Source organism: Sinorhizobium sp. FG01, assembly GCF_002531875.1.
Taxonomy (GTDB): domain Bacteria; phylum Pseudomonadota; class Alphaproteobacteria; order Rhizobiales; family Rhizobiaceae; genus Sinorhizobium; species Sinorhizobium fredii_C.
The window spans coordinates 172,212-192,981 of sequence record NZ_NWTB01000005.1 but is presented as its reverse complement, the minus strand read 5'-3'; the positions used below and the strand labels follow the sequence as shown (position 1 = coordinate 192,981).

Below are 20,770 nucleotides of genomic sequence, written 5' to 3'. Positions count from 1 at the left end.
CCCTCATCGATCTCATCTTCGAGGCGAACTCGGCGATGAAAGGTTCATCCCGCCGTCCCTGATCGCGATCGCCTGAAAGGGGGCGCGGACGCTGTAGTGCAGCACGCTTCGCCGTTTCGTGGCGCTATTTCGCAATTCCGGGGCAAAGGCTTTGAAAAATTTCGAGCCTCTCGGCGTAGGAGGCAAGCGAAAGGTTTGGGAGAAAAGCCTCGTCACCGTCGCGGCGGATGAGATAGTCCGTCTCCGACAGCAGCCCTTTCTTGATCATTTCAGGAGACTGCCTGGCGGAGCCGTGAAAGGAATAGCTGGAGCCATGCATGTCCGTCCAGGTGCGCTCGACGCAATTGCCGGTGACGCGGTCAGCGAGCTTCGTCGTCGCGATCACGTCTCCAATGCAGCGCAACGAGTCATCGCGGAGATATTCGACGCAGAAGACTTTCGCGTCCTGCGGCGTGTGCTTCAGGCGGATCACAGCGTTTGCCGTTCCAATTCCCTCCTTCGAAACGATCGTCATCGTCATGCCGATTCTCGCCCCATAGGAGAGCTTGCTTGGGTTCTCGGACACTGCCGACCCCACGGCCGGTCCAAGGAGAATGCCTGCCACAAGGGCGAGCGGCATAACGAAACCGTTTGGTTGGAAGGTGCCGTTGAAGGGGAACACGATAGCGGGCCTTAAGAGATGGACTTGGATTTGTGCAACTGGGCCAGGCGAGCGCTACGCCGCTACCGGCAGGCGCTCGCCGGCGACGCGATAGGAGATCGCTTCGGCGAGATGGATCCGTCCGACGGTCGGTGCTTCGTCGAGATCGGCGAGCGTGCGGGCCACCTTCAGTACACGGTGATAGCCGCGCGCCGAGAACTTCATCTTTTCCGCGGCGTCCCTGAGGAGCTGCAGCCCCGCCGAGTCGGGTTCGGCGATTCTCTCGATCATCGCCGTCGATGCCCGGGCATTGCTCGTCAATTCCGGATGGCCGAGGGCGGCGAGGCGACCCCGCTGCAGCTCGCGGGCGCGGGCGACGCGGCGCGCGACGACGGCGCTTGCCTCCGCCGTGCCGGGGCGGATGAGGTCGGCGGCACTGACGGCGGGCACGTCGATGCGGATATCGATGCGGTCCATCAGCGGACCGGAAATCCGCGCCTGGTAATCGGCCATGCAGCGCGGGCCGCGGGCGCAGCTGCGGCCCGGCTCGCCGGCCATGCCGCAGCGGCAGGGGTTCATCGCGGCGACGAGCTGGATCGCCGCCGGGTAGCTCACACGGTGATTGGCGCGCGCAATGACGCATTCGGCGGTTTCGAGCGGCTGGCGCAGCGCATCGAGCACCTGCGGGGGAAACTCCGGAAACTCGTCGAGAAACAGGACGCCATGATGGGCGAGCGACGCCTCCCCGGGTTTTGCCCGCAAACCGCCGCCGATCAGCGCCGCCATGGTGGCGGAATGGTGCGGCGCACGGAACGGCCGGCGGTCGGAGAGCTTGCCGCCCGCCAATTGCCCGGCGATCGAATGGATCATCGACACTTCGAGCAGCTCGGCTGGGGAGAGCGGCGGCAGGATGGACGGCAGACGCGACGCCAGCATCGACTTGCCGGAACCGGGAGGGCCTACCATCAGGAGATTGTGATTGCCGGCGGCCGCGACCTCCAGCGCCCGTTTGGCGCTTTCCTGGCCCTTGATGTCGGCGAGATCGGGAAGATCGGCGGCGGCCGCCCGGACCGCCGGTTCGGGGCGGGAGAGCACCTGCGTGCCGCGGAAATGATTGGCGATGGCAATCAGGCTGCGCGGCGCCAGGATATTGATCTCGGCGCCGGCCCAGGCCGCTTCAGCGCCGCTTTGGGCTGGGCAGATCAGCCCCTTGCCGAGTCCATTGGCCCCGATCGCCGCCGGCAGCGCGCCGGCAACTGGAGCGATCGTGCCGTCGAGATTAAGCTCGCCGATGACCACAAAGCCGGAAAGTGCATCCGCTGGGATGGCGCCGAGCGCCGCCATCAGGCCGAGCGCGATGGCGAGGTCGAAATGGCTGCCTTCCTTGGGCAGGTCGGCCGGCGCCAGATTGACGGTGACCCGCTTGGCCGGCAGCGCCAGGCCCGAGGCGTGCAGCGCCGCCTGGACGCGTTCGCGGCTTTCGGCAACGGCCTTGTCCGGCAGCCCGACGATCTGCATGCCGACCTTGCCAGGAGCCACCATTACCTGGACGTCGACCGGAACGCCCTCGATACCCTGAAACGCAACCGTGCTGACGCGCGCGACCATGATGCCCCCATTGCTCCAGCCTGCACCGCACAACCGCCGCCGGTAGCAAGCCAAATCTTGCACGGTACGCGCTCAAAAACAAGAACAATAATAGAACAAACGCGCGTGAGGTGAAATCGGCGTGTGCCGACCGGGCAGGTCGAACGTTCCTAAACGATTGCGGAGGTCAGCCGCGTTTCTTTTCGATTGCATCCCAGAGCATGCTGGCGACATCGGCGCCGCCGAACTTCTTGACCTCGCGGATGCCAGTCGGCGAAGTGACGTTGATTTCGGTCATGTAATCCCCGATGACATCGATGCCGACGAAGAGGAAGCCGCGTTCTTTCAGCGCCGGTCCGATGCGGGCGCAGATTTCCTTCTCGCGAGCGGTGAGCTCGGTCGCCTCGGCGCGGCCGCCGACATGCATGTTGGAGCGGGCGTCGTGTTCGGCCGGGACGCGGTTGATGGCGCCAACCGGCTCGCCATTGACGAGCAGGATGCGTTTGTCGCCCTTTCGGACCGCCGGCAGATATTCCTGGGCAATGAAGGGCTCGCGAAACATCTGGCCGAACATTTCAAGCAGCGACGAGAGATTGCGATCGTCGCGCGCCGAATGGAAGACCCCGGCGCCGCCATTGCCGTAGAGCGGCTTCAGGATGATGTCGCCCATCTCCTCGCGGAAGCGGGCGATCTCGCTCGCATCCCGCGTGATCAGCGTCCGCGGCATCAGGTCGGGAAATTCGGTGACGAAGATTTTCTCCGGCGAATTGCGCACCCAGGCCGGGTCGTTGACGACGAGCGTCTTCGGGTGAAGCCGCTCCAGAAGATGCGTCGAGGTGATATAGGCCATGTCGAAGGGCGGATCCTGGCGAAGCAGGATGACGTCCATGGTCGAAAGATCGATCCGCTCGGGCTCGTCCAGCGTGAAATGGTCGCCCTTGACGTCGCGCAGCGTCATCTGCTGCGCGGTCGCATAGACCTTGCCGTCACGCAGCGACAGCTTGTCGGGCGTGTAGTGGAACAGCCGGTACCCGCGCGCCTGTGCCTCGAGGCTCATGGCAAAGGTGGAATCGCCCGCAATGGTGATGCCCGAGACATGGTCCATTTGGACCCCGACATTGACGATTCCTGCCATTTTCCCGTTCCCGTTGGTTCCCCTGCCGCATTCGCCCAAGGCGGAAATCGCTTCGGCGAAATCATACAGCAATTCAAAGCGCTACCGCGACGATCATGCACCCGCAACGGCGGACACCGCCACAGGAGGCCCGCCACATGTAGAATGCGCAAGGCGCTTAGGCAAGGAGACCGGCGCCTATTGGAAACCCTCGACGAGGCAGGTGATGAGGTCGTGATCGGAGAGCGGCCGCCCTGAGGTGTCGAGCGAGGGAACGATGCGGCTCTCGCCGATCTTCAGCCCCCGCGCTAAGAACCAGTCGAGCTTCATCGCCCGTTTCGGCCAACGGGTGATCAGGCTCGGACGGGTGGTCATTTGATCGAGCGGTCCGCCGTGGCGGGTGAAGCCGCGTGCAGCGCTCGCCGCAAAGAGGCCCTCCGCCTCGAAATCGCCGCCGATATGGTTTCCCGTATTGAGATCGCCGCCGATCAGGATCGGAAGTTCGGGAAAGGCGGTGTCCAGCTGATCGATCAGTTCCTTCATCTGCCGCTCGCGATAGGCGGCGGTCGTGGCGCTTTCCAAATGCGTGGAAACGGCGACGAAGGGACCCGCTTCGGTGTCGATGACGGCACCGACGGCGCAGCGCTCGCCGAGACGCGGCTGATCGGTGTCGTCCCTGAACCACAGGCGCTCCCCGCAAAGCCGCAACAGGAAGGGACGCCGGAGGGGCACGGCGGTCAGCAAGGCATTGCCGTGGAAGCCCTTGTCGTTGAAGTCGTCCTTGCAGAATTCGCGCTCGGTATCGGAGCCGAGGCCGAGCTCGATGAACTCGACGCCGTAGGCGTATTGCATTTCCAACGCGCTCGCAATCTCGGCCGTCGTGTGGCGCTGGCCGGTGCGGGCCATGCCGTTGTCCATCTCCGAAAGCAGCACGAGCCGCGCCCCGGTCGCGCGGAGATGCTCGGCGCTTTCTTCGGGAAACAGGCAGCGCTCGAGGTTCCAGGCAGCAACAGTGAAGGGAAAGGCAAGCGGCGCTGGCGTCGTGGCGGCGCCGCCGACCTCGATCGTGTTCATCGCCTCGATCCCGGCCATGATCGCGTCATGGGTAGGGATGCTGCGTTCCGTCCGGGCAATGCCCTCGCGGTGCTCTCGCGAAGGAACAGCAAGGGTCGATACGGCTTTCTCAATCACGACACAGGCTCCAAATTCACGGCGTGCGGACGGGCCGGCGCGGCACCGGCCATGCCATCCGTCCGCTCTTGACGATGAAGCCGCTTGCCGTTCTCCGCCGAGAAGAAATGCAGGCGATCCATCGGGATGGCGATGGCAAGCTCGCTGGAAAGCGGCGTTTCCGGCGGCAACGCGACGGTCAGCGGCTGATCCTCGACCGCGCCGTGCACCAGGCGTTGTGCTCCGAGTTCCTCGACATAGTCGACGCGGAAGAGCAAGGCCTGCTCGCCGGCAGATGCCGGGCGCAAGTCTTCCGCCCTGAGCCCGACGGTCACCGGCCCCCGGGTCGGCGCCGGATAGTCGAGGTCGATCGCATGCGTGCCGATATGCAGGCGGCCGCCTTCGAGCATGCCCTTGAGGAGGTTCATCGCCGGCGAGCCGATGAAGCTCGCGACGAAGGTCGAGGCCGGTGCGTGATAGACCTCGAGCGGCCGGCCGATCTGCTCGATGCGGCCGCCGTTCAGCACCACCAGCCGATCGGCGAGCGTCATCGCCTCAAGCTGGTCGTGGGTCACGTAGAGCGAGGTGGTACCGAGCCGCTTCTGCAACCGCTTGATCTCGCCGCGCATCGAGGCCCGCAGCTTCGCATCGAGGTTCGAAAGCGGCTCGTCGAAGAGAAAAGCGGCCGGCTTGCGGACGATCGCCCGGCCCATGGCGACGCGCTGGCGCTGGCCGCCCGAAAGCGCCCGCGGTTTGCGGTCGAGATAGGGCTCGATCTCCAGCATCCGCGCGGCTTCCGCGACGCGCGCGTCGATCTCCGCCTTCGGCGTCTTCCGGTTCCTGAGGCCATAGGCCAGGTTCTGGTAAACCGTCATGTGCGGATAGAGCGCATAATTCTGGAAGACCATGGCGATGTCGCGTTCGGCCGGATCGACATCGTTGACGAGGCGCGTGCCGATCGTCACGCTGCCTTTCGAGATCGTCTCCAGCCCGGCGACCATGCGCAGAAGCGTGGACTTGCCGCAGCCGGAGGGGCCTACGAGCACGATGAACTCGCCGTCGGCAATGTCGATCGAGACCGACTTTACGGCCTCGACATTGCCCGAGTAGATTTTAGAGACCTCTGCGATATCGATCGCCGCCATGGCTAGCTCCGTTGGTCAATGAGGAATGCGGAGCGGGAACGGATCTAAAACCCGCCGCGCCTCCGGTCGTTCCACTTTGTGTCTGCGCATTTCCGACGGCGAACCGCCGCACACTTCGCCGGGAAATGCTCTATTTGTCGCTCTCAGTAAGTCCCTTGATGAACCAGCGCTGGAACATGACGACGATTATAACCGGCGGCAGCATGGCGAGGATGGCCAGCGCAAAGGCCTCGTTGTAATCGGGAATGTTGGAGCCGACCCAGACGAGCAGGATCTGCTTGATGCCGCGCACCAGCGTGAAGAAGCCCTCGTCCGTCGTCATCAGCGTCGGCCAGAGATACTGGTTCCAGCCGTAGACGAACATGATGATGAAGATCGCCGCCATCATGGTGCGCGACAGCGGCACCAGCACGTCGATGAAGAACTTGAACGGCCCCGCGCCGTCGATCCGCGCCGCCTCCAGGAGTTCGTCCGGTACCGACTTGAAGAATTGGCGGAAATAGAAGGTGCCGGTCGCAGAGGCGAGAAGCGGCACGATCAGCCCGGTATAGGTGTTCGTCAGCCTCAGGGCATTCATCACCTCGTAGGAGGGCAGGATGCGGACCTCGAGCGGCAGGAGCAGCGTCGTGAAGATCACCCAGAAGAACAAGCTCGCCAGCGGAAAGCGGAAATAGACGATCGCATAGGCCGCCAGCATCGAGAGCACGATCTTGCCGACGGCAAAGCCGAGGCCGAGGATCATGGAGTTCAGCATCATGTTGAAGCCGGTGACCTTGCCGGTGAAACCGCCCTCGCGGGCCAGAACCGTCTCATAAGTCTCGGCGAAATGGCCGCCCCAGGTGAGACTGAGGCCATTGCGGTGGATGTCTGCCGCCTCGTGGGTCGAGGTCATGAAGGCGACGACGACGGGCATCACCATGATGAAGACGCCGATCAGAAGAATGACGTGGTCGAGCAAACGGGTGCGATGCATCGGCATCACCTCAATTATAGTGCACGCGCCGCTCGATGAAGCGGAACTGGAAGACGGTGAGCACCAGGACGATCAGCATGAGGATCACCGATTGCGCCGAGGAGCCGCCGAGATCGTTGCCGCGGAAGCCGTCCATGTAGACTTTGTAGACGAGCGTGATCGGGTTGTTGGCGGCCTTGTCCTTCACCATCACGTCGATGATGCCGAACGTATCGAAAAGCGCATAGGTGACGTTGATGATCAGCAGGAAGAAGGCAGTCGGCGCCAGCAGCGGCAGGATGACCGTCCAGAAGCGGCGCAGTTCCGAGCGGCAATCGATCGCCGCCGCCTCGCGCACCGACACCGGAATGCCCTGAAGTCCCGAAAGGAAGAAGATGAAGTTGTAGGGGATTTGCTTCCAGACCGCGACGACGATCATCGCGAAGGCCGTGTCGAAATAATCGAGCCCGACTTTGATGTCCCAACCGAACCAGCGGGCGAATTCGACGAGCGGGCCGATATGCTGGTTGAAGAACATCATGCCGATCAGGCCGGCGGCAGGCGGGGCGATCGCATAGACCCAGATGAGCAGCGTCTTGTAGGTCGCGTTGCCGCGAATGACGCCGTCCGCCTTGACGGCGAGCAGGAGCCCGATCGCCAGCGCGAAGAAGGTGACGAGGGCGGTGAAGATGGCCGTGAACCGCGCTATGCCGAAATACTCGGTCGACTTCAGGACGTCGGCATAGTTCGTGAGGCCGACGAAGGTGGAGCCGAAACCGAACGGATCCTCGAGATAGAAGGAGGACTGGATCGCCTGGGCAGACGGCCAGTAGAAGAACACGAAGATGATCGCGAGCTGCGGCGCGAGAAAGAGATAGGGCAGGAAAGGCGAGGCGAATTGCACGCGCTTGGCGGCTGCCTGCTGTCCTTGATCTTTGGAGCGGCCCCTCATCCGGCCTGCCGGCCACCTTCTCCCCGCACTGGCGGGGAGAAGGGACGCTCCATTGTCGGCGGCATTCCCCTTTCCCCGCGCGCGGGGAAAGGGGAATGGTGAGGGGCTCGCCTCGCTCATCGCAATCAGCCGGCGGTCTTGGCGAAACGGGCGAGCAGTTCGTTGCCTTCCTTCTCGATCGCTTCTAGGGCATCCTTCACGGTCGCTTCGCCGGAGAAGATGCGGCCGTATTCGCGCTCCATGATCTCGCGGATCTGCGGATAGAAGCCAAGGCGGTAGCCCCTGGACCAATCGCCGGCCGGCAGCAGGAGCTGCTTGATGCCGACTTCGGCGACCGGCTTTTCCTTGTAGTAGCCGTCCTTCTGGGCGAGCTCATAGGCCGCCTTGGTGATCGCAACATAGCCGGTGTCCTTGTGATAGAAGTACTGGACTTCCGGCGAGGTCAGGAACTGGAAGAAATCGGCCACGCACTTGTTTTCCTCGTCCGACTTTCCGGACATGGCAAAGAGTGCGGCGCCGCCGATGAAGGAGTTGGTGCCGGCGCCCTTGATCGCGTTCCAATAGGGCAGGAAGGTCGCCGAGAAGGGCATGGTCGCAGTCTTTTGCAGACCGCCGAAGGAGCCGGAGGAGCCGATCCAAAGGGCTGCCTTGCCTTCTTCGAAGACTTTCTGGTTGTCGTTCCAGCCGGCACCGTAGAAAGCGAAGTAGCCCTGGTCCTTCCAGGCCTTCAGCTTCTCGAACATCATCTCCAGGTTCGGGTCGGTGACCTTGAGCTTGGTATCGACGACGCTGTCGTAGCCGTTGTTGTTGGTGGCGAACTGGATGTTGTTGCGTGAGAAGAAGTTCTCGGTGAACTGCCAGGTGAGCTGCGACTGGACGAGCGGAATGAAGCCAGCCTCCTTCAGCTTCGGTGCGATAGCCTCGAACTCTTCCCAGGTCTTCGGGGCCTCGACGCCGGCCTTCTTCAGGGCCTCGTCGTTGATATACATGATCGGCGCCGAGGAATTGAACGGCATGCCGACGAACTTGCCTTCGCTATCGGCGTAGAAATAGCGCACGCCGTCGATGAAAGCGCCACGGTCGAAACTGTAGCCCGCCTTGGTGATCAGGTCCTCGGCCGGAATGACGGCGCCCTTGGCGTTGATGATGGTTGCGGCACCGGCGTCGAAGACCTGCAGGATGTTCGGCTGTTCGCCGGAGCGGAAAGCGGCGATGCCGGAGGCAAGCGCTTCCTCATAGGTGCCCTTGCTGACCGGCGTCAGGGCGCAGGCGCTCTGGGAGACGTTGAATTTCTGGGCGACCTCGTTGATCACCTCGCCGTTGCGACCGGCCATGCCGTGCCACCAGGTGATGTTGGTCGCGGCGAGCGACGTCGTCGTGGAAAATGCAAGAGCAATGGCTGCGAGCGAAATGGTTTTCAACATGGCTGGTCCCTCTCCACCGTGGTTGCGGTGGGCAGTGGACTAGTGACATTCGATGACAGGCCGGTAATGCTTTTGTGTCGGATCGATTACATTTTTGATCGTTTGATCAAAACGCGTCCGGCAGGTGCCGCGGCCAGCGCCAGGGCATGACGGCGACGATGTCGTAGCTGACCGAGAGGCGGTGAAAATCCGTCTGGCGCGACAGCCAGATATCGCTCGCCGCCCTGATCCGCCGCTGCGCCGTATCGGAGACGGCGAAGACGGCTCCGTCGAAACTCGCCCGGGCCTTGACTTCGACGCAGGCGATCAGGTCGCCGCGGCGGGCAATGATGTCGATCTCGCCGAGCTTGGTGCGATAGCGCATCGCGACGATCCGGTAGCCCTTGAGCATCAGGCAGAGCGCGGCTCGGTATTCGGCGAGATGGCCGCGCTTCAGCGCCATGAGCTTGCGGGCAGCCGGGCGCTCAGCCTTCATGACTGTCCCTCAGGCTGAGGAGTCGATCGTAAAGCTCCTTGCGCGGCAGTCCGGTCCGGCGCGCCGCCTCCGTCGCCGCCTTGCCCATCGGCATGTCGCGGACGAGCTCCTTCAGCAGCGCGTCCACGTCCGCGGCCTCCGCGACGGGCTTTGCGTCCGGCGGACCGATCACCAGCACGATCTCGCCCTTGACGCTCGCGCCTTGGTCATAAAAGGCTTTGAGCTCGCCGAGCGTGCCGCGGCGGAACTCCTCGAAGGCCTTGGTCAGCTCGCGGCAGACAGCGGCTCTCCTCTCCTCGCCGAAAACCGCGGCGGCGGCGGCGACGGTGGCGGCGATGCGGTGCGGCGACTCGAAGAAGAGGAGCGTCGCTGGCACAGCGGCGAATTCCCTGAGCCGGTCACGCTTCGCCTTGTCCTTGGTCGGCAGAAACCCGGCAAACAGGAAGGCGTCGCTCGGAAGTCCCGACGCGACGAGGGCGGCAAGCGGCGCCGACGGGCCGGGGACGGGAACGACCTTGTGGCCGGCGTCGATCGCGAGTTGCGCCAGGCGATAGCCGGGATCGGAGACGAGCGGCGTACCGGCATCGGAAACGAGCGCCACCGATTTCCCCTCGGCGAGCCCCGCAATCAGCCGCGGCCCGGCCTCGGCGGCATTGTGTTCGTGGTAGGCGACCGGCCGATTGACGATGCCGTAGCGATCGAGCAGCACCCTCGTCACGCGCGTATCCTCGCAGGCGAGCAGATCGGCGCCGGCAATCGTCTCCAGCGCCCTCAAGGTGATATCGGCGAGGTTGCCGATCGGCGTCGCCACCAGATAGAGCGCCGGTTCCAGGGGGCGCGCCGGTACGCTTGCATTGTGCAGCCGAAAGCTGCGCTGTCTTTCCTTCTCCGCCGCCTCGGCCGATTGCTGCTTTTCCAACGCCCTGTTCCCGCTGATGCCCGGCTTGCCGATTCGCGCCCTTTATGAGTGAGCGGCCAGCGCAGGGCAAGGCCGGCCGGGACGGCAGGCTGCTGCATTTGGGAAAAGCCCGCGAAACCGCTTGCTTTCGCGGCGATTTTTCTGCCATTTTGCCCGTCCACATCGCTCCGGCCGGCCGGCCGGGACACACGCAGTTTGACGCCGCGGCAGGCGCGCCCCGCCCGTCCGGCAATGGTTGAAAGCGGTAGCATCCCATGCGCATTACTCTCGAGCGGTCCAATCTTTTGAAATCGCTGAACCATGTCCACCGCGTGGTCGAACGGCGCAACACGATCCCGATCCTCTCGAACGTGCTGCTGCGCTCCGACGGCGCCAGCCTCGAAATGAAGGCGACCGACCTCGACCTGGAGATCACCGAGGCAACACCGGCGCAGGTGGAACAGGCGGGCGCAACCACCGTTCCGGCGCATCTGCTCTATGACATCGTTCGCAAGCTGCCGGACGGTTCCGAGGTGCTGCTCGCCACCAATGCCGAGGGCACGGCGATGACCGTCGCCTCGGGCCGCTCCAAGTTCTCGTTGCAATGCCTGCCGCAATCGGACTTCCCGGACCTCACGGCCGGCAGCTTCTCGCATTCCTTCCGCGCCAAGGCGACGGATCTGAAGATGCTGATCGACAGGACGCAGTTCGCGATCTCGACGGAGGAAACGCGCTACTACCTCAACGGCATCTTCTTCCACACGGTTGAGAACAAGGGCGAGCTCAAGCTGCGGGCGGTGGCTACCGACGGCCATCGCCTCGCCCGCGCCGACATCGAGGCGCCGGCCGGCTCCGAGGGCATGCCCGGCATCATCATTCCGCGCAAGACCGTCAGCGAATTGCAAAAACTGCTCGACACTCCTGACGTGGTGGTCACGGTCGAGGTCTCGGACGCGAAGATCCGCCTGACGATCGGCTCGATCGTCATGACGTCGAAGCTGATCGACGGGACGTTCCCGGACTATCAGCGGGTGATTCCGGCCGGCAATGACAAGGAACTGCGCGTCGACTGCCAGTCCTTCGCACAGGCCGTCGACCGCGTTTCGACGATCTCCTCCGAACGCGGCCGGGCCGTCAAACTGGCGCTCTCCGACGGCCAGATGACGCTGACCGTCAACAATCCGGATTCCGGCAGCGCAACGGAAGAATTGCCGGTCGGTTATGAGAGCGATCCGCTCGAAATCGGCTTCAACGCCAAATATCTTCTCGACATCACTGCCCAGCTTACCGGCAATGAGGCGGTCTTCATGCTGGCGGATCCCGGCTCGCCGACCTTGGTGCGCGATCTTGCCGCGGACGACGCGCTCTACGTGCTGATGCCGATGCGCGTCTGAGGACAATACGTCTCGATCAGACGCACAGAGGTCGCTGCAGCACGTTTCCGGTCCGAAATCGACTGCGATTTAAAGAGGCGGGCAGCGGCGCGAAATCGGATAGAACCCGCCATGCTGCCGCCTGGCGGGTTTTTCATTGGCGGGACTGTCGCTGGTTGTTGATAAAGTGTCGCTTTCAGACGCAGGCCGACTTGTTTTCGCCGCAGATGGGAGCACATTATGAGCAGACGCTTACGCGCGGCCGCCGAATCGCGGTACCGCGCGCAAAGCCATGGGAACAATGAAGCCGAGGGGATTCGATGAGTCTGCGCCTGAAGGTGAAGGAAAAGTTCGGTCAGAAGTTCGACGAAGAGATTCGCTTCTTTAAGGGCTGGATGAGCAACACCCGCGCGGTCGGCGCGATCCTGCCGACCTCCGCGGTGACGGCGCGGCGGATGGCGAGCGTCGTCAATCCGCGTTCCGGCTTGCCGGTGCTTGAGCTCGGACCGGGGACGGGCGTGATCACCAAGGCGATCCTCGAGCGCGGCATCTCCCCTGAAAAGCTGGTATCGATCGAATACTCCACCGAATTCTTCAACCAGTTGAAGCAGGATTTCGCCGGTGTGAACTTCATCAACGGCGACGCCTTCGACCTTTCGAGCACGCTCGGCGCGCTGAACTGTCAGCAGTTCGACAGCGTCGTCTCCGCCGTACCGCTCCTTAATTTTCCGATGCACCGTCGTGTCGAGCTGATCGACGATCTGCTCTCGCGCATCCCCTTCGGCCGCCCGGTCGTTCAGATCTCCTATGGGCCGATGTCGCCGGTCGTCGCCATGCCGGATCGCTATCGCATCCAGCATTATGATTTCGTCGTGCGCAACATCCCGCCGGCACAGCTCTGGATTTACAGCAAAGCCCATTAGACGGACGGCTCGCCCGTGTTCGGCGTCTATATCACGCACCCGCAGATCCAGATCGATCCTGCTGTCCCGGTGCCGGAGTGGGGCCTGTCCGATCTCGGGCGGGAACGGGCGCGCCTGACCTCCAATCAGCCGTGGGTCCGGCTGCTTGGCCGCGTCATCTCAAGCGGAGAACGGAAGGCGCTGGAAACCGCAGCGATCCTCGCCGAGGCCGCGGGCGTTCCGGTCGAAACGGATGAGGAAACCGGCGAGAACGACCGCTCCGCGACCGGATTTCTGCCGCCAGAGGATTTCGAGAAGGCCGCGGACCGATTCTTCGCCCATCCGGAGAAAAGTTTCAGGGGCTGGGAGCGCGCCATCGACGCGCAGGCGCGGATTGTGAAGGCGGTATTCTACATCCTCGACCGCCACGATCCGGCCGTCCCGATCGCCTTTGTCGGCCATGGCGGCGTCGGCACGCTGCTCAAATGCCGGATGACCGGGACGGCGATCGCCCGCAGCGCCGACCAGTTGCCGGGCGGCGGCAATCTCTTTGCCTTCCGTCTTGCGGATCGCGGCGTCACATGCGACTGGACGCCGATGGAAATCTGGCAGGGGTGATCGACATGAGCACAAGCGCGCGTGACCGGCTGATCGTCGGCCTCGATATTCCGACGACCGCCGAGGCGGAGAAAATCGTTTCGACGCTTGGCGACGAGGTCCTCTTCTACAAGATCGGTTATCAGCTCGTCTTCGCCGGCGGCTTGGATTTCGCCCGTGATCTCGCCGCGGGCGGCAAGAAAGTCTTTCTCGACATGAAGCTGCTCGACATCGACAACACGGTGGCGAAGGGCGTCGAGAACATCGCCAGGATGGGCATGTCGATGCTGACGCTGCACGCCTATCCGAAAGCGATGAAGGCGGCCGTCGACGCCGCGAAGGGATCCGACCTCTGCCTGCTCGGCGTCACGGTGCTGACCTCAATGGACGCCCAGGATGTCGCCGATGCCGGCTACGTAACCGATCCGCATACACTGGTGCTGCGCCGTGCCAAACAGGCGCGCGCCGCCGGCATGGGCGGCATCGTCTGCTCGGCGGAAGAAGCCGCAGCCGTCCGCCGTGTCATCGGGGCGGAGATGGCGGTGGTGACGCCGGGAATCCGTCCCGCCGGTGCGGAGAAAGGCGACCAGAAGCGGGTGATGACGCCGGCCGAGGCGATCCGCGCCGGCTCGAGCCATCTCGTCGTCGGCCGGCCGATCGTCAAGGCGACCGATCCGCTGGCTGCGAGCCGCGCCATCCTCGCGGAGATGAAAAGCGCCCTCCCCGGTTGATTCCGTCGCCAGGAAGCAACCAGACTCGGCTTTTCGACTTCTCGTCTGCCGGCACGCTTGACCTCGACCAGGAATTGCCGGAAGTAACGATCCCGTCTGCACTTTTCGGAAAGACGAGGAGCTCATCATGGCCAAGGGATACTGGATTGCTCGGGTCGATATCAGAGACCCCGAACGCTACAAGGACTATGTGGCGGCCGCAAAACCCGCCTTCGTGAAATATGGTGCCACCTTCCTGGCGCGCGGCGGCGAGTTCCACCGGCTGGAGGGGGCCGTGCGCGCCCGCAACGTGGTGATCGAATTCCCCTCGGTGCAGGCCGCGATCGACTGCTACAATTCCCCCGAATATCAGATCGCCGCGGCGATCCGCCAGGAGGTCGCCGACGCCGAGATGGTGGTGGTTGAGGGCGTCTGAGGATTAGCTGGGAGCCCTGCCGCGGGCAGCGGACGGAAGGCTAACAAGCCGTGCCGTGGAATGGCCTTCACCTTGCCCGCTGCTTCGGCTATGTAGCAATCCATTCTTGCCAACGACCTCAGGAGTGCGCTTCCCATGACCTTGTCCAACCTTCCGCCGCTGGTGACGATTTTCGGCGGATCCGGATTTGTCGGCCGTCATGTGGTTCGCGCGCTTGCAAAGCGAGGCTATCGCATCCGCGTCGCGGTGCGGCGGCCGGACCTCGCGGGCCATCTCCAGCCGCTCGGCACCATGGGCCAGATTTCCTTCGTCCAGGCCAACCTGCGCTATCGCCGGTCCGTCGACCGCGCCGTCGAGGGGGCCGATCACGTGATCAATTGCGTCGGCGTGCTCTTCGAGCGCGGCCGAAACACCTTCGACGCGGTCCAGGACTTCGGCGCCCGGGCCGTCGCCGAAGCCGCCCGCGCGGCCGGTGCACAGCTGACGCATATTTCGGCGATCGGCGCCAACACGAATTCCGAATCCCAATATGCCCGCACCAAGGGCCGGGCCGAGATCGCCATCCTCGAAACGGTGCCAGAGGCGGTCATCCTGCGGCCGTCGATCATCTTCGGACCCGAGGACGATTTCTTCAACAAATTCGCCAGCATGGCGCGTTTCGCGCCGGCCCTGCCGCTGATCGGCGGCGGCCACACGAAGTTCCAGCCGGTCTATGTGACGGATGTCGCCGAAGCCGTCGCCCGCTCCGTCGACGGCAAGCTCAAGGGCGGGACGATCTATGAACTCGGCGGCGCCCAGGTCCTTTCGTTCCGCGAATGTCTCGAGATCATGCTCGAAACGATCGATCGCAAGCGTTCCTTCGTCTCGATCCCCTTCGGCATCGCGTCGCTTCTCGGCAGTGTCGCATCGCTCGTGCCCTTCATCGCGCCGCCGATCACCGCCGACCAGGTCGTGTTGCTGAAATCCGACAATGTCGTTTCCCCGGCCGCCGAAGCGGAAGGCCGGACGCTCCCCGGCATCGGCATCGAGCCGACGTTGTTGGACTCGATCCTGCCGACCTATCTGGTGCGTTTTCGCCCGCAGGGGCAGTACACGCGCGGCGGTCGCGCCGCCTGATCATCCCCGCGGGGGTTGTCGTCTGATCCAGCCGCCGGTCCCGCCGGCGGCTTTTGCTTGTGGCGCTGGCGCAACAGCGTTGCAGTTCTGCCGCAGTCGAAAACCGGAATGGTGTTTACCGCAGATTCAGCATGTCCTGATATTGATCATGACACGCCCGGCGAATAAACACCGCTCGCACCCACGGCGCGGCGAGCGCAGGCGGTGACAACTTCATACTCGAAAGGCACAACGTCCCATGGGCAAGTCGATCGCAATCTTTTTTGCGTCTGCGGCACTGATCATTCTGGCTGGCTCATTCATCGCACCGGGCACTGTGGCGAGCAGCAGCAAGGGCTGCACGCCTGCCTATGGCGTCGATCCGTGCACGACCGCGTCGATCGGCGCATCCGGCTGGTAAGCCGGGCAACTGCCTCGGCCGTGAGGCAGACATTTTGAGTTTATTGGCGGGGGCCAGGGGCCGCATGCGTTTCGCAAGAGACGCATGCGGCTTTAGTTTTTCGGGCTGCGCCTACCCCAGTAGCCAGAGGCCGATCAGGCCTGCGGTGCCGACAACAATGCGCCAGATCGCGAAAGGCGTGAAGCCGCGCTGCGAGACGAAATCGAGCAGCGAGCGCACCACGAAGATGCCCGCGACGAAGGCGGCGATGAAACCGATAGCGATCAGGCTGATGTCGTCGAAGGAGAGCGCGTTGCGGTTCTTGTAGAGATCGATGGTGAAGGCGCCGACCATGGTGGGCATAGCGAGGAAGAAGGAGAACTCGGCGGCCGAACGCTTGTCGGTTCCCATCAGCAAAGCGCCGGCGATCGTGGCGCCGGAGCGTGACGTCCCCGGGATCATCGCCAGGCACTGGAAGAGGCCGATCTTCAGCGCCAGCGAAGGCGGGTAATCGAAGACGTCAGTGTAGCGCGGTTTCAAGGGCAGCTGATCGATCACATAGAGGATGACGCCGCCGACGATCAGCACGACGCAGATCAGCATCGGCGTCTCGAACAGCACCGTCTTGATGAAGTCATGCGCCGCGGCGCCGATCAGGGCCGCCGGCAGGAAGGCGACGAGCACCGAGAAGACGAAGCGCCGCGCCTTGACGCTTGTCGGGAGCGCCAGCGCGATCGACAGCAGCTTCTTGAAATAGACGAGCAGGATCGCAAGGATGGCGCCGAGTTGGATGAGCACGGCGAAGGTATTTCCCGGCGACTTGAAGCCGAGGAAGTGTCCGGCAAGGAGCACATGCGCCGTCGACGAGACGGGGACGAACTCCGTCAGGCCTTCGATGAGCCCGAGCACGAGCGCGCTGATGATCGATTGATCGGCCATATATGAACGGTTCCTGATATTCTTGGATTTGGGAGGAGAAAGTCGATTCTCTTGTGTTTGCCACCGCAACTACCTATAGCTCGTTGTATGAAGCCGTGGCCAGTTGCATATGCCGCGATGCCTACTGCATGTTTCCTTAAATCGAGCCGATTTAAGGATCAAAACATGCAGCGATTCAAAGTGCTGCAGCGTCCTTTGTGCGTCTGAAAAGACGCACGGCGCTGTAGATCCCCGAAAACAGCTGCACCCTGATATCGATGCCGACACTGTATCATCACCCCATGTCCTCCGCCTCGCGGTTCGTACGCCTTATTCTCTCAGAATATGGCTATCAGACGGAATTGAGCGAAGAGCAGCCCTGGGAGAACCGGCGCGACTTCCTGGCGCTCAACCCGGCCGGCACCCTGCCGGTCTATGTCGACGACAGCATGCGGGCGCTTTGCGGCGCGACGATCATCTCCGAGTATCTCGACGAGACCAGCGGCATCATGAAGCGTGATCGCCGGCTCTTGGCGGAGGATCCCTTTCAGCGCGCCGAAATCCGCCGGCTCAGCGAATGGTTCCTGCAGAAGATGGAGGCCGACGTCACCCGGCCGCTGGTGCGCGAGCGCATCTACAAGCTGCAGATGACGCCGGACCAGGGCGGCGGCGCGCCGGATTCGAAGATCCTCCGGACCTCGCGCAACAATATCCGCCAGCATATGAAGTATCTCTCCTGGCTCGCCGGCTCGCGTCCCTGGCTTGCAGGCGATCGGATTTCCTACGCCGATCTCGCGGCGGCCGCGGCGGTCTCCGTCCTCGACTATCTCGGCGAAATCGACTGGTCCGACGCCCCGACCGCCAAGGAATGGTACCAGCGGCTCAAATCCCGGCCGTCCTTCCGCCCGCTGCTCGCCGAGCGGGTGCGCGGCGTTACCCCCGTTTCCCATTATGCGGACCTCGATTTCTAAGGACACGACAATGCCCGGCGACGCTGCAAAGGCGGAGAACCAGGGCAGGAAACGCCGGACGCTCACCGCCTTTCTGAAGGAGGAAGCCGCGGCCAAGGGCTTCGAGCTCTGTCGGATCACCCGGGCGGATGCCATACCGCAGGCGCCGGAGCGGCTCCGGCAATTCCTGACCGCCGGCTGTCACGGCACGATGGAGTGGCTGTCCGAGACGGCGGAGCGGCGCGCCGATCCGCGTGTGCTGTGGAGCGAGGTCCGCTCGATCGCCCTCTTCGGCATGAACTACGGGCCCGACACCGATCCGCTGGAGATCCTCGCCAAGCAAGATCGCGGCGCGATCTCCGTCTATGCCCGGAACCGCGACTATCACGACGTCGTCAAGGGACGGCTCAAGGAGATCGCCACGCGCTTTGCGGCGCGCGCCGGCGAGGATGTGAAGGTCTTCGTCGACACCGCGCCGGTCATGGAGAAGCCACTGGCGGAAAGGGCCGGACTCGGCTGGCAGGGCAAGCACACCAATCTCGTCAGCCGCGAATTCGGCTCCTGGCTGTTTCTCGGCAGCCTGTTCACGACCGCCGATCTCGACATCGATGATCCCGAGCGGGACCATTGCGGCTCCTGCCGGGCCTGCCTCGACGCCTGTCCGACCGGCGCTTTCCCGGCGCCCTACCAGATCGATGCGCGGCGCTGCATCTCCTACCTGACGATCGAGCACAAGGGGCCGATCGACCCCGAACTCAGACCGCTGATCGGCAATCGCATCTATGGCTGCGACGATTGCCTGGCCGTCTGTCCCTGGAACAAATTCGCGCACTCGGCCGCGGAGATGAAGCTCAAAGCCAGGGAGGACCTCAGGGAACCGGAGCTCGCCGCCCTGCTGACGCTCGACGACGCCGCCTTCCGCAACCTGTTTTCCGGCTCTCCGGTGAAACGCATCGGCCGCGACCGTTTCGTCAGAAATGTGTTGATCGCCGCCGGCAATTCCGGTGAAGAGAAGTTGCTACCCGCCTGCAAGGCATTGGCGCGTGATGCCTCCCCAACGGTCCGGGCGATGGCCGTCTGGGCGCTTTCGCGGCTGATGGCAGCTGACGAGCTCGCCGCCTTCGCTATGGAGTGCGGGCAGGAAACGGATGACGAGGTGCTTTCGGAATGGCAAATGGCGGGAGTGAGCCGATGCATGTCCTGATACTTGGTGCCGGCTATTCCGGCACGGCGATCGCGAAGGCGCTGGCGCCAGCCGCACAGTCGGTCGCGGGAACGACCCGCTCGCCGGAAAAGCTGACGGCGCTCCAGGCGGCCGGCATCGAGCCGCTGCTGTTCGACGGCGACGACATTTCCCCGGGACTCGCCGAGGCGATGGGCAAGACGACGCACCTCATCCAATCGATCGCGCCGGGACGCGAAGGCGACCCGATGTTCCGCTCGGCGACGCCGCCACTCGACGACCTCATGCCGCGACTCCGTTGGGTCGGCTATCTCTCGACCGTCGGCGTCTATGGCGACCATGGCGGCGGCTGGGTCAGCGAGGAAACGCCGATAAAGCCGGTTTCGCAGCGCTCGAAGGAACGGGTCGAGGCGGAAAACGCCTGGTTGGACTATGGCGCCAGGCGAGGCGTTCCCGTCGCCGTGCTTCGACTTGCCGGCATCTACGGCCCGGGCCGCAACGCTTTCCGCAATCTTTCCGAAGGCACGGCCCGACGGGTCGTCAAGGCGAGCCAGGTCTTCAACCGCATCCGCGTCGAGGATATCGGCGCGGCGGCCGCGTTCCTTGCCGACCGCGGCGTGGGCGGGATCTTCAACGCGACCGACGACGAGCCGGGACCGCCGCAGGACGTAGTGGCCGAGGCCGCCCGGCTGATGGGCGTCGAACCGCCCCCGGAAATTCCCTTCGAGAGCGCGGAGATGTCGCCGATGGCGCGCTCCTTCTATGGTGAGAACAAGCGCGTTTCCAATGCGCGTCTGCGCGAGACCGGATTCGACTTAGCCTATCCGAATTATCGCGTTTCGCTTGCACAGCTATGGGCAAGCGGGACCTGGCGTGGATAGTAAAACCACCTCTCCGATACTTTTATCAGAATATCCCCCACCGCCGAAAGCATGTTGCGAGATCATCCGAAAGTAATAGATTCGGACGACTCACCTTGACTGCCTCATACTGCCCTATTTCGACCTATACTTCGCCACTCGATACAACCTGGGCGATAGACGGGGATTTTGATGAGGGAAATTCGTAGAAATTCACGCGCATCGAAATTTTAAATGATTTTTTACGTCAGCCTGGGAGTTGGGAGGAACCAAAACCCGCAGGAAACGTTTAGGCGCTGATTCAAAAGAACTTCTTGGGTCTTCTAAAGCAATTAAAACGGCATCTCGTTTTAAATTAACAGCATTTTTCAATAAATCCTAATGAATGGTTAACGGTTGAAGCACGTTTTTGCCATGTTTTGCCCTAATTAGCTCGAACTGCAAAGGGAACTAGTCGAACATTCAATCCGAAGGGATCACCGCTTGAAGCCCGCGAAAATCAAGACTGCTGCCGCCGCAGCGCTATTCGCCGTCGGGATGGGTCTCGTCTCGGCATCCGACAGCCAGGCAAAGGGAACGGGTTGCGGTGGCGCCTCCTGGTATGCCCTCACCTCGAAAACCGCCTCCGGCGAGCGCATGAACGCCGCGCGCCTGACGGCCGCGCACCGAAGCTTGAAATTCGGCACCAAGGTCCAGGTCACCAACAAGCGAAACGGCAAGTCCGTCGTCGTGCGCATCAATGACCGCGGTCCCTTCATTCGCGGCCGGGTCATCGATCTTTCCAAGGCGGCCGCCTCGCAGATCGGCATGGTCCGCTCGGGCACCGCCAGCATCTGCTACCAGGTCGTCAATTCCTGATCGTTCGAAGGCCGCCGGCTTGAGGCTGGACGGTTCTCTTCCGCGGGGCGATCGCTCCCGCACATAATGCGACCGCTCACTTGCTCTTCGGTGCCATCGCCGCTACCACGGCGAAAAAGGAGTTGATCGAA

At 63.2% G+C, this 20,770-nt stretch carries 22 protein-coding genes; 11 read left to right on the top strand and 11 right to left on the bottom strand.

From position 1 onward, the window contains the following. Nucleotides 1-124: 124 nt before the first annotated feature. The 10 genes from CO656_RS09090 to rsmI all read right to left on the bottom strand — a co-directional run bounded on the left by CO656_RS09090 (nt 125) and on the right by rsmI (nt 10,378). Complete coding sequence (locus tag CO656_RS09090; RefSeq protein ID WP_210421634.1) at nt 125-661, bottom strand: hypothetical protein; 537 nt, start codon at nt 659-661, stop codon at nt 125-127. Between the two features lie 54 nt (nt 662-715). Then, nucleotides 716-2,248 (bottom strand): YifB family Mg chelatase-like AAA ATPase, encoded by a 1,533-nt coding sequence (locus CO656_RS09085; RefSeq protein ID WP_097525505.1) that lies wholly within the window; start codon nt 2,246-2,248, stop codon nt 716-718. 166 nt (nt 2,249-2,414) lie between these two features. Beyond that, nucleotides 2,415-3,362: a glutathione synthase gene (gshB, locus tag CO656_RS09080; RefSeq protein WP_097525504.1), complete on the bottom strand. Its 948-nt coding sequence runs from the start codon at nt 3,360-3,362 to the stop codon at nt 2,415-2,417. 177 nt (nt 3,363-3,539) lie between these two features. Then, nucleotides 3,540-4,532 (bottom strand): endonuclease/exonuclease/phosphatase family protein, encoded by a 993-nt coding sequence (locus CO656_RS09075; RefSeq protein WP_179864734.1) that lies wholly within the window; start codon nt 4,530-4,532, stop codon nt 3,540-3,542. Then, nucleotides 4,529-5,656 (bottom strand): sn-glycerol-3-phosphate import ATP-binding protein UgpC, encoded by a 1,128-nt coding sequence (locus tag CO656_RS09070; RefSeq protein ID WP_097525502.1) that lies wholly within the window; start codon nt 5,654-5,656, stop codon nt 4,529-4,531. The genes CO656_RS09075 and CO656_RS09070 overlap by 4 nt, the downstream gene beginning before the upstream one ends. Nucleotides 5,657-5,786: 130 nt before the next feature. After that, entirely contained in the window at nt 5,787-6,629 is an 843-nt protein-coding gene (ugpE, locus tag CO656_RS09065; protein ID WP_037421067.1) for a sn-glycerol-3-phosphate ABC transporter permease UgpE, read from the bottom strand. A gap of 10 nt (nt 6,630-6,639) precedes the next feature. Further along, nucleotides 6,640-7,560, bottom strand: a complete 921-nt coding sequence (locus CO656_RS09060) for an ABC transporter permease subunit (RefSeq protein ID WP_179864733.1) — start codon at nt 7,558-7,560, stop codon at nt 6,640-6,642. Nucleotides 7,561-7,685: 125 nt separating this feature from the next. After that, nucleotides 7,686-8,984 carry an extracellular solute-binding protein gene (locus tag CO656_RS09055; RefSeq protein ID WP_097525500.1) on the bottom strand — a complete coding sequence of 433 codons (1,299 nt, stop codon included), beginning with the start codon at nt 8,982-8,984 and terminating at the stop codon, nt 7,686-7,688. Nucleotides 8,985-9,090: 106 nt separating this feature from the next. Next, the gene (locus CO656_RS09050; protein WP_097525499.1) at nt 9,091-9,459 is read right to left on the bottom strand and encodes a YraN family protein; all 369 of its coding nucleotides are present in this window, start codon (nt 9,457-9,459) and stop codon (nt 9,091-9,093) included. Next, complete coding sequence (gene rsmI / locus CO656_RS09045) at nt 9,449-10,378, bottom strand: 16S rRNA (cytidine(1402)-2'-O)-methyltransferase (RefSeq protein ID WP_234819745.1); 930 nt, start codon at nt 10,376-10,378, stop codon at nt 9,449-9,451. Before rsmI ends, CO656_RS09050 begins: the two co-directional genes overlap by 11 nt. Nucleotides 10,379-10,632: 254 nt before the next feature. Between rsmI and dnaN the strand changes: the two genes are divergently transcribed. The 7 genes from dnaN to CO656_RS09010 all read left to right on the top strand — a co-directional run bounded on the left by dnaN (nt 10,633) and on the right by CO656_RS09010 (nt 15,891). Further along, a complete protein-coding gene (dnaN, locus tag CO656_RS09040; RefSeq protein WP_037377962.1) occupies nt 10,633-11,751 on the top strand; it encodes a DNA polymerase III subunit beta in 1,119 nt (372 codons plus the stop codon). Between the two features lie 299 nt (nt 11,752-12,050). Next, nucleotides 12,051-12,653: a phospholipid N-methyltransferase PmtA gene (gene pmtA, locus CO656_RS09035; protein WP_097525497.1), complete on the top strand. Its 603-nt coding sequence runs from the start codon at nt 12,051-12,053 to the stop codon at nt 12,651-12,653. Nucleotides 12,654-12,668: 15 nt separating this feature from the next. Beyond that, nucleotides 12,669-13,250 (top strand): histidine phosphatase family protein, encoded by a 582-nt coding sequence (locus CO656_RS09030; protein WP_097525496.1) that lies wholly within the window; start codon nt 12,669-12,671, stop codon nt 13,248-13,250. Nucleotides 13,251-13,255: 5 nt separating this feature from the next. Next, complete coding sequence (pyrF, locus tag CO656_RS09025; RefSeq protein ID WP_097525661.1) at nt 13,256-13,960, top strand: orotidine-5'-phosphate decarboxylase; 705 nt, start codon at nt 13,256-13,258, stop codon at nt 13,958-13,960. 127 nt (nt 13,961-14,087) lie between these two features. Then, complete coding sequence (locus CO656_RS09020; RefSeq protein WP_037420963.1) at nt 14,088-14,375, top strand: DUF1330 domain-containing protein; 288 nt, start codon at nt 14,088-14,090, stop codon at nt 14,373-14,375. Nucleotides 14,376-14,510: 135 nt separating this feature from the next. Beyond that, nucleotides 14,511-15,491: a complex I NDUFA9 subunit family protein gene (locus CO656_RS09015; protein WP_097525495.1), complete on the top strand. Its 981-nt coding sequence runs from the start codon at nt 14,511-14,513 to the stop codon at nt 15,489-15,491. Nucleotides 15,492-15,729: 238 nt separating this feature from the next. Next, nucleotides 15,730-15,891 carry a hypothetical protein gene (locus tag CO656_RS09010; RefSeq protein ID WP_012710132.1) on the top strand — a complete coding sequence of 54 codons (162 nt, stop codon included), beginning with the start codon at nt 15,730-15,732 and terminating at the stop codon, nt 15,889-15,891. Between the two features lie 111 nt (nt 15,892-16,002). Here the strand turns inward: CO656_RS09010 and CO656_RS09005 are convergent, their stop codons facing one another. After that, the gene (locus CO656_RS09005; protein WP_097525494.1) at nt 16,003-16,809 is read right to left on the bottom strand and encodes an undecaprenyl-diphosphate phosphatase; all 807 of its coding nucleotides are present in this window, start codon (nt 16,807-16,809) and stop codon (nt 16,003-16,005) included. Between the two features lie 257 nt (nt 16,810-17,066). On the opposite strand from CO656_RS09005, the gene CO656_RS09000 reads away from it, so the two are divergent. From CO656_RS09000 to CO656_RS08985, 4 genes are all read left to right on the top strand, one after another. Next, complete coding sequence (locus tag CO656_RS09000) at nt 17,067-17,759, top strand: glutathione S-transferase family protein (protein ID WP_037420971.1); 693 nt, start codon at nt 17,067-17,069, stop codon at nt 17,757-17,759. Nucleotides 17,760-17,769: 10 nt separating this feature from the next. Beyond that, nucleotides 17,770-18,942 (top strand): tRNA epoxyqueuosine(34) reductase QueG, encoded by a 1,173-nt coding sequence (queG, locus tag CO656_RS08995; RefSeq protein WP_097525493.1) that lies wholly within the window; start codon nt 17,770-17,772, stop codon nt 18,940-18,942. Further along, a complete protein-coding gene (locus CO656_RS08990) occupies nt 18,930-19,802 on the top strand; it encodes an SDR family oxidoreductase (RefSeq protein WP_097525492.1) in 873 nt (290 codons plus the stop codon). The genes queG and CO656_RS08990 overlap by 13 nt, the downstream gene beginning before the upstream one ends. A 462-nt stretch (nt 19,803-20,264) precedes the next feature. Beyond that, nucleotides 20,265-20,639 carry a septal ring lytic transglycosylase RlpA family protein gene (locus CO656_RS08985; protein WP_037420980.1) on the top strand — a complete coding sequence of 125 codons (375 nt, stop codon included), beginning with the start codon at nt 20,265-20,267 and terminating at the stop codon, nt 20,637-20,639. Nucleotides 20,640-20,770: the final 131 nt, after the last annotated feature.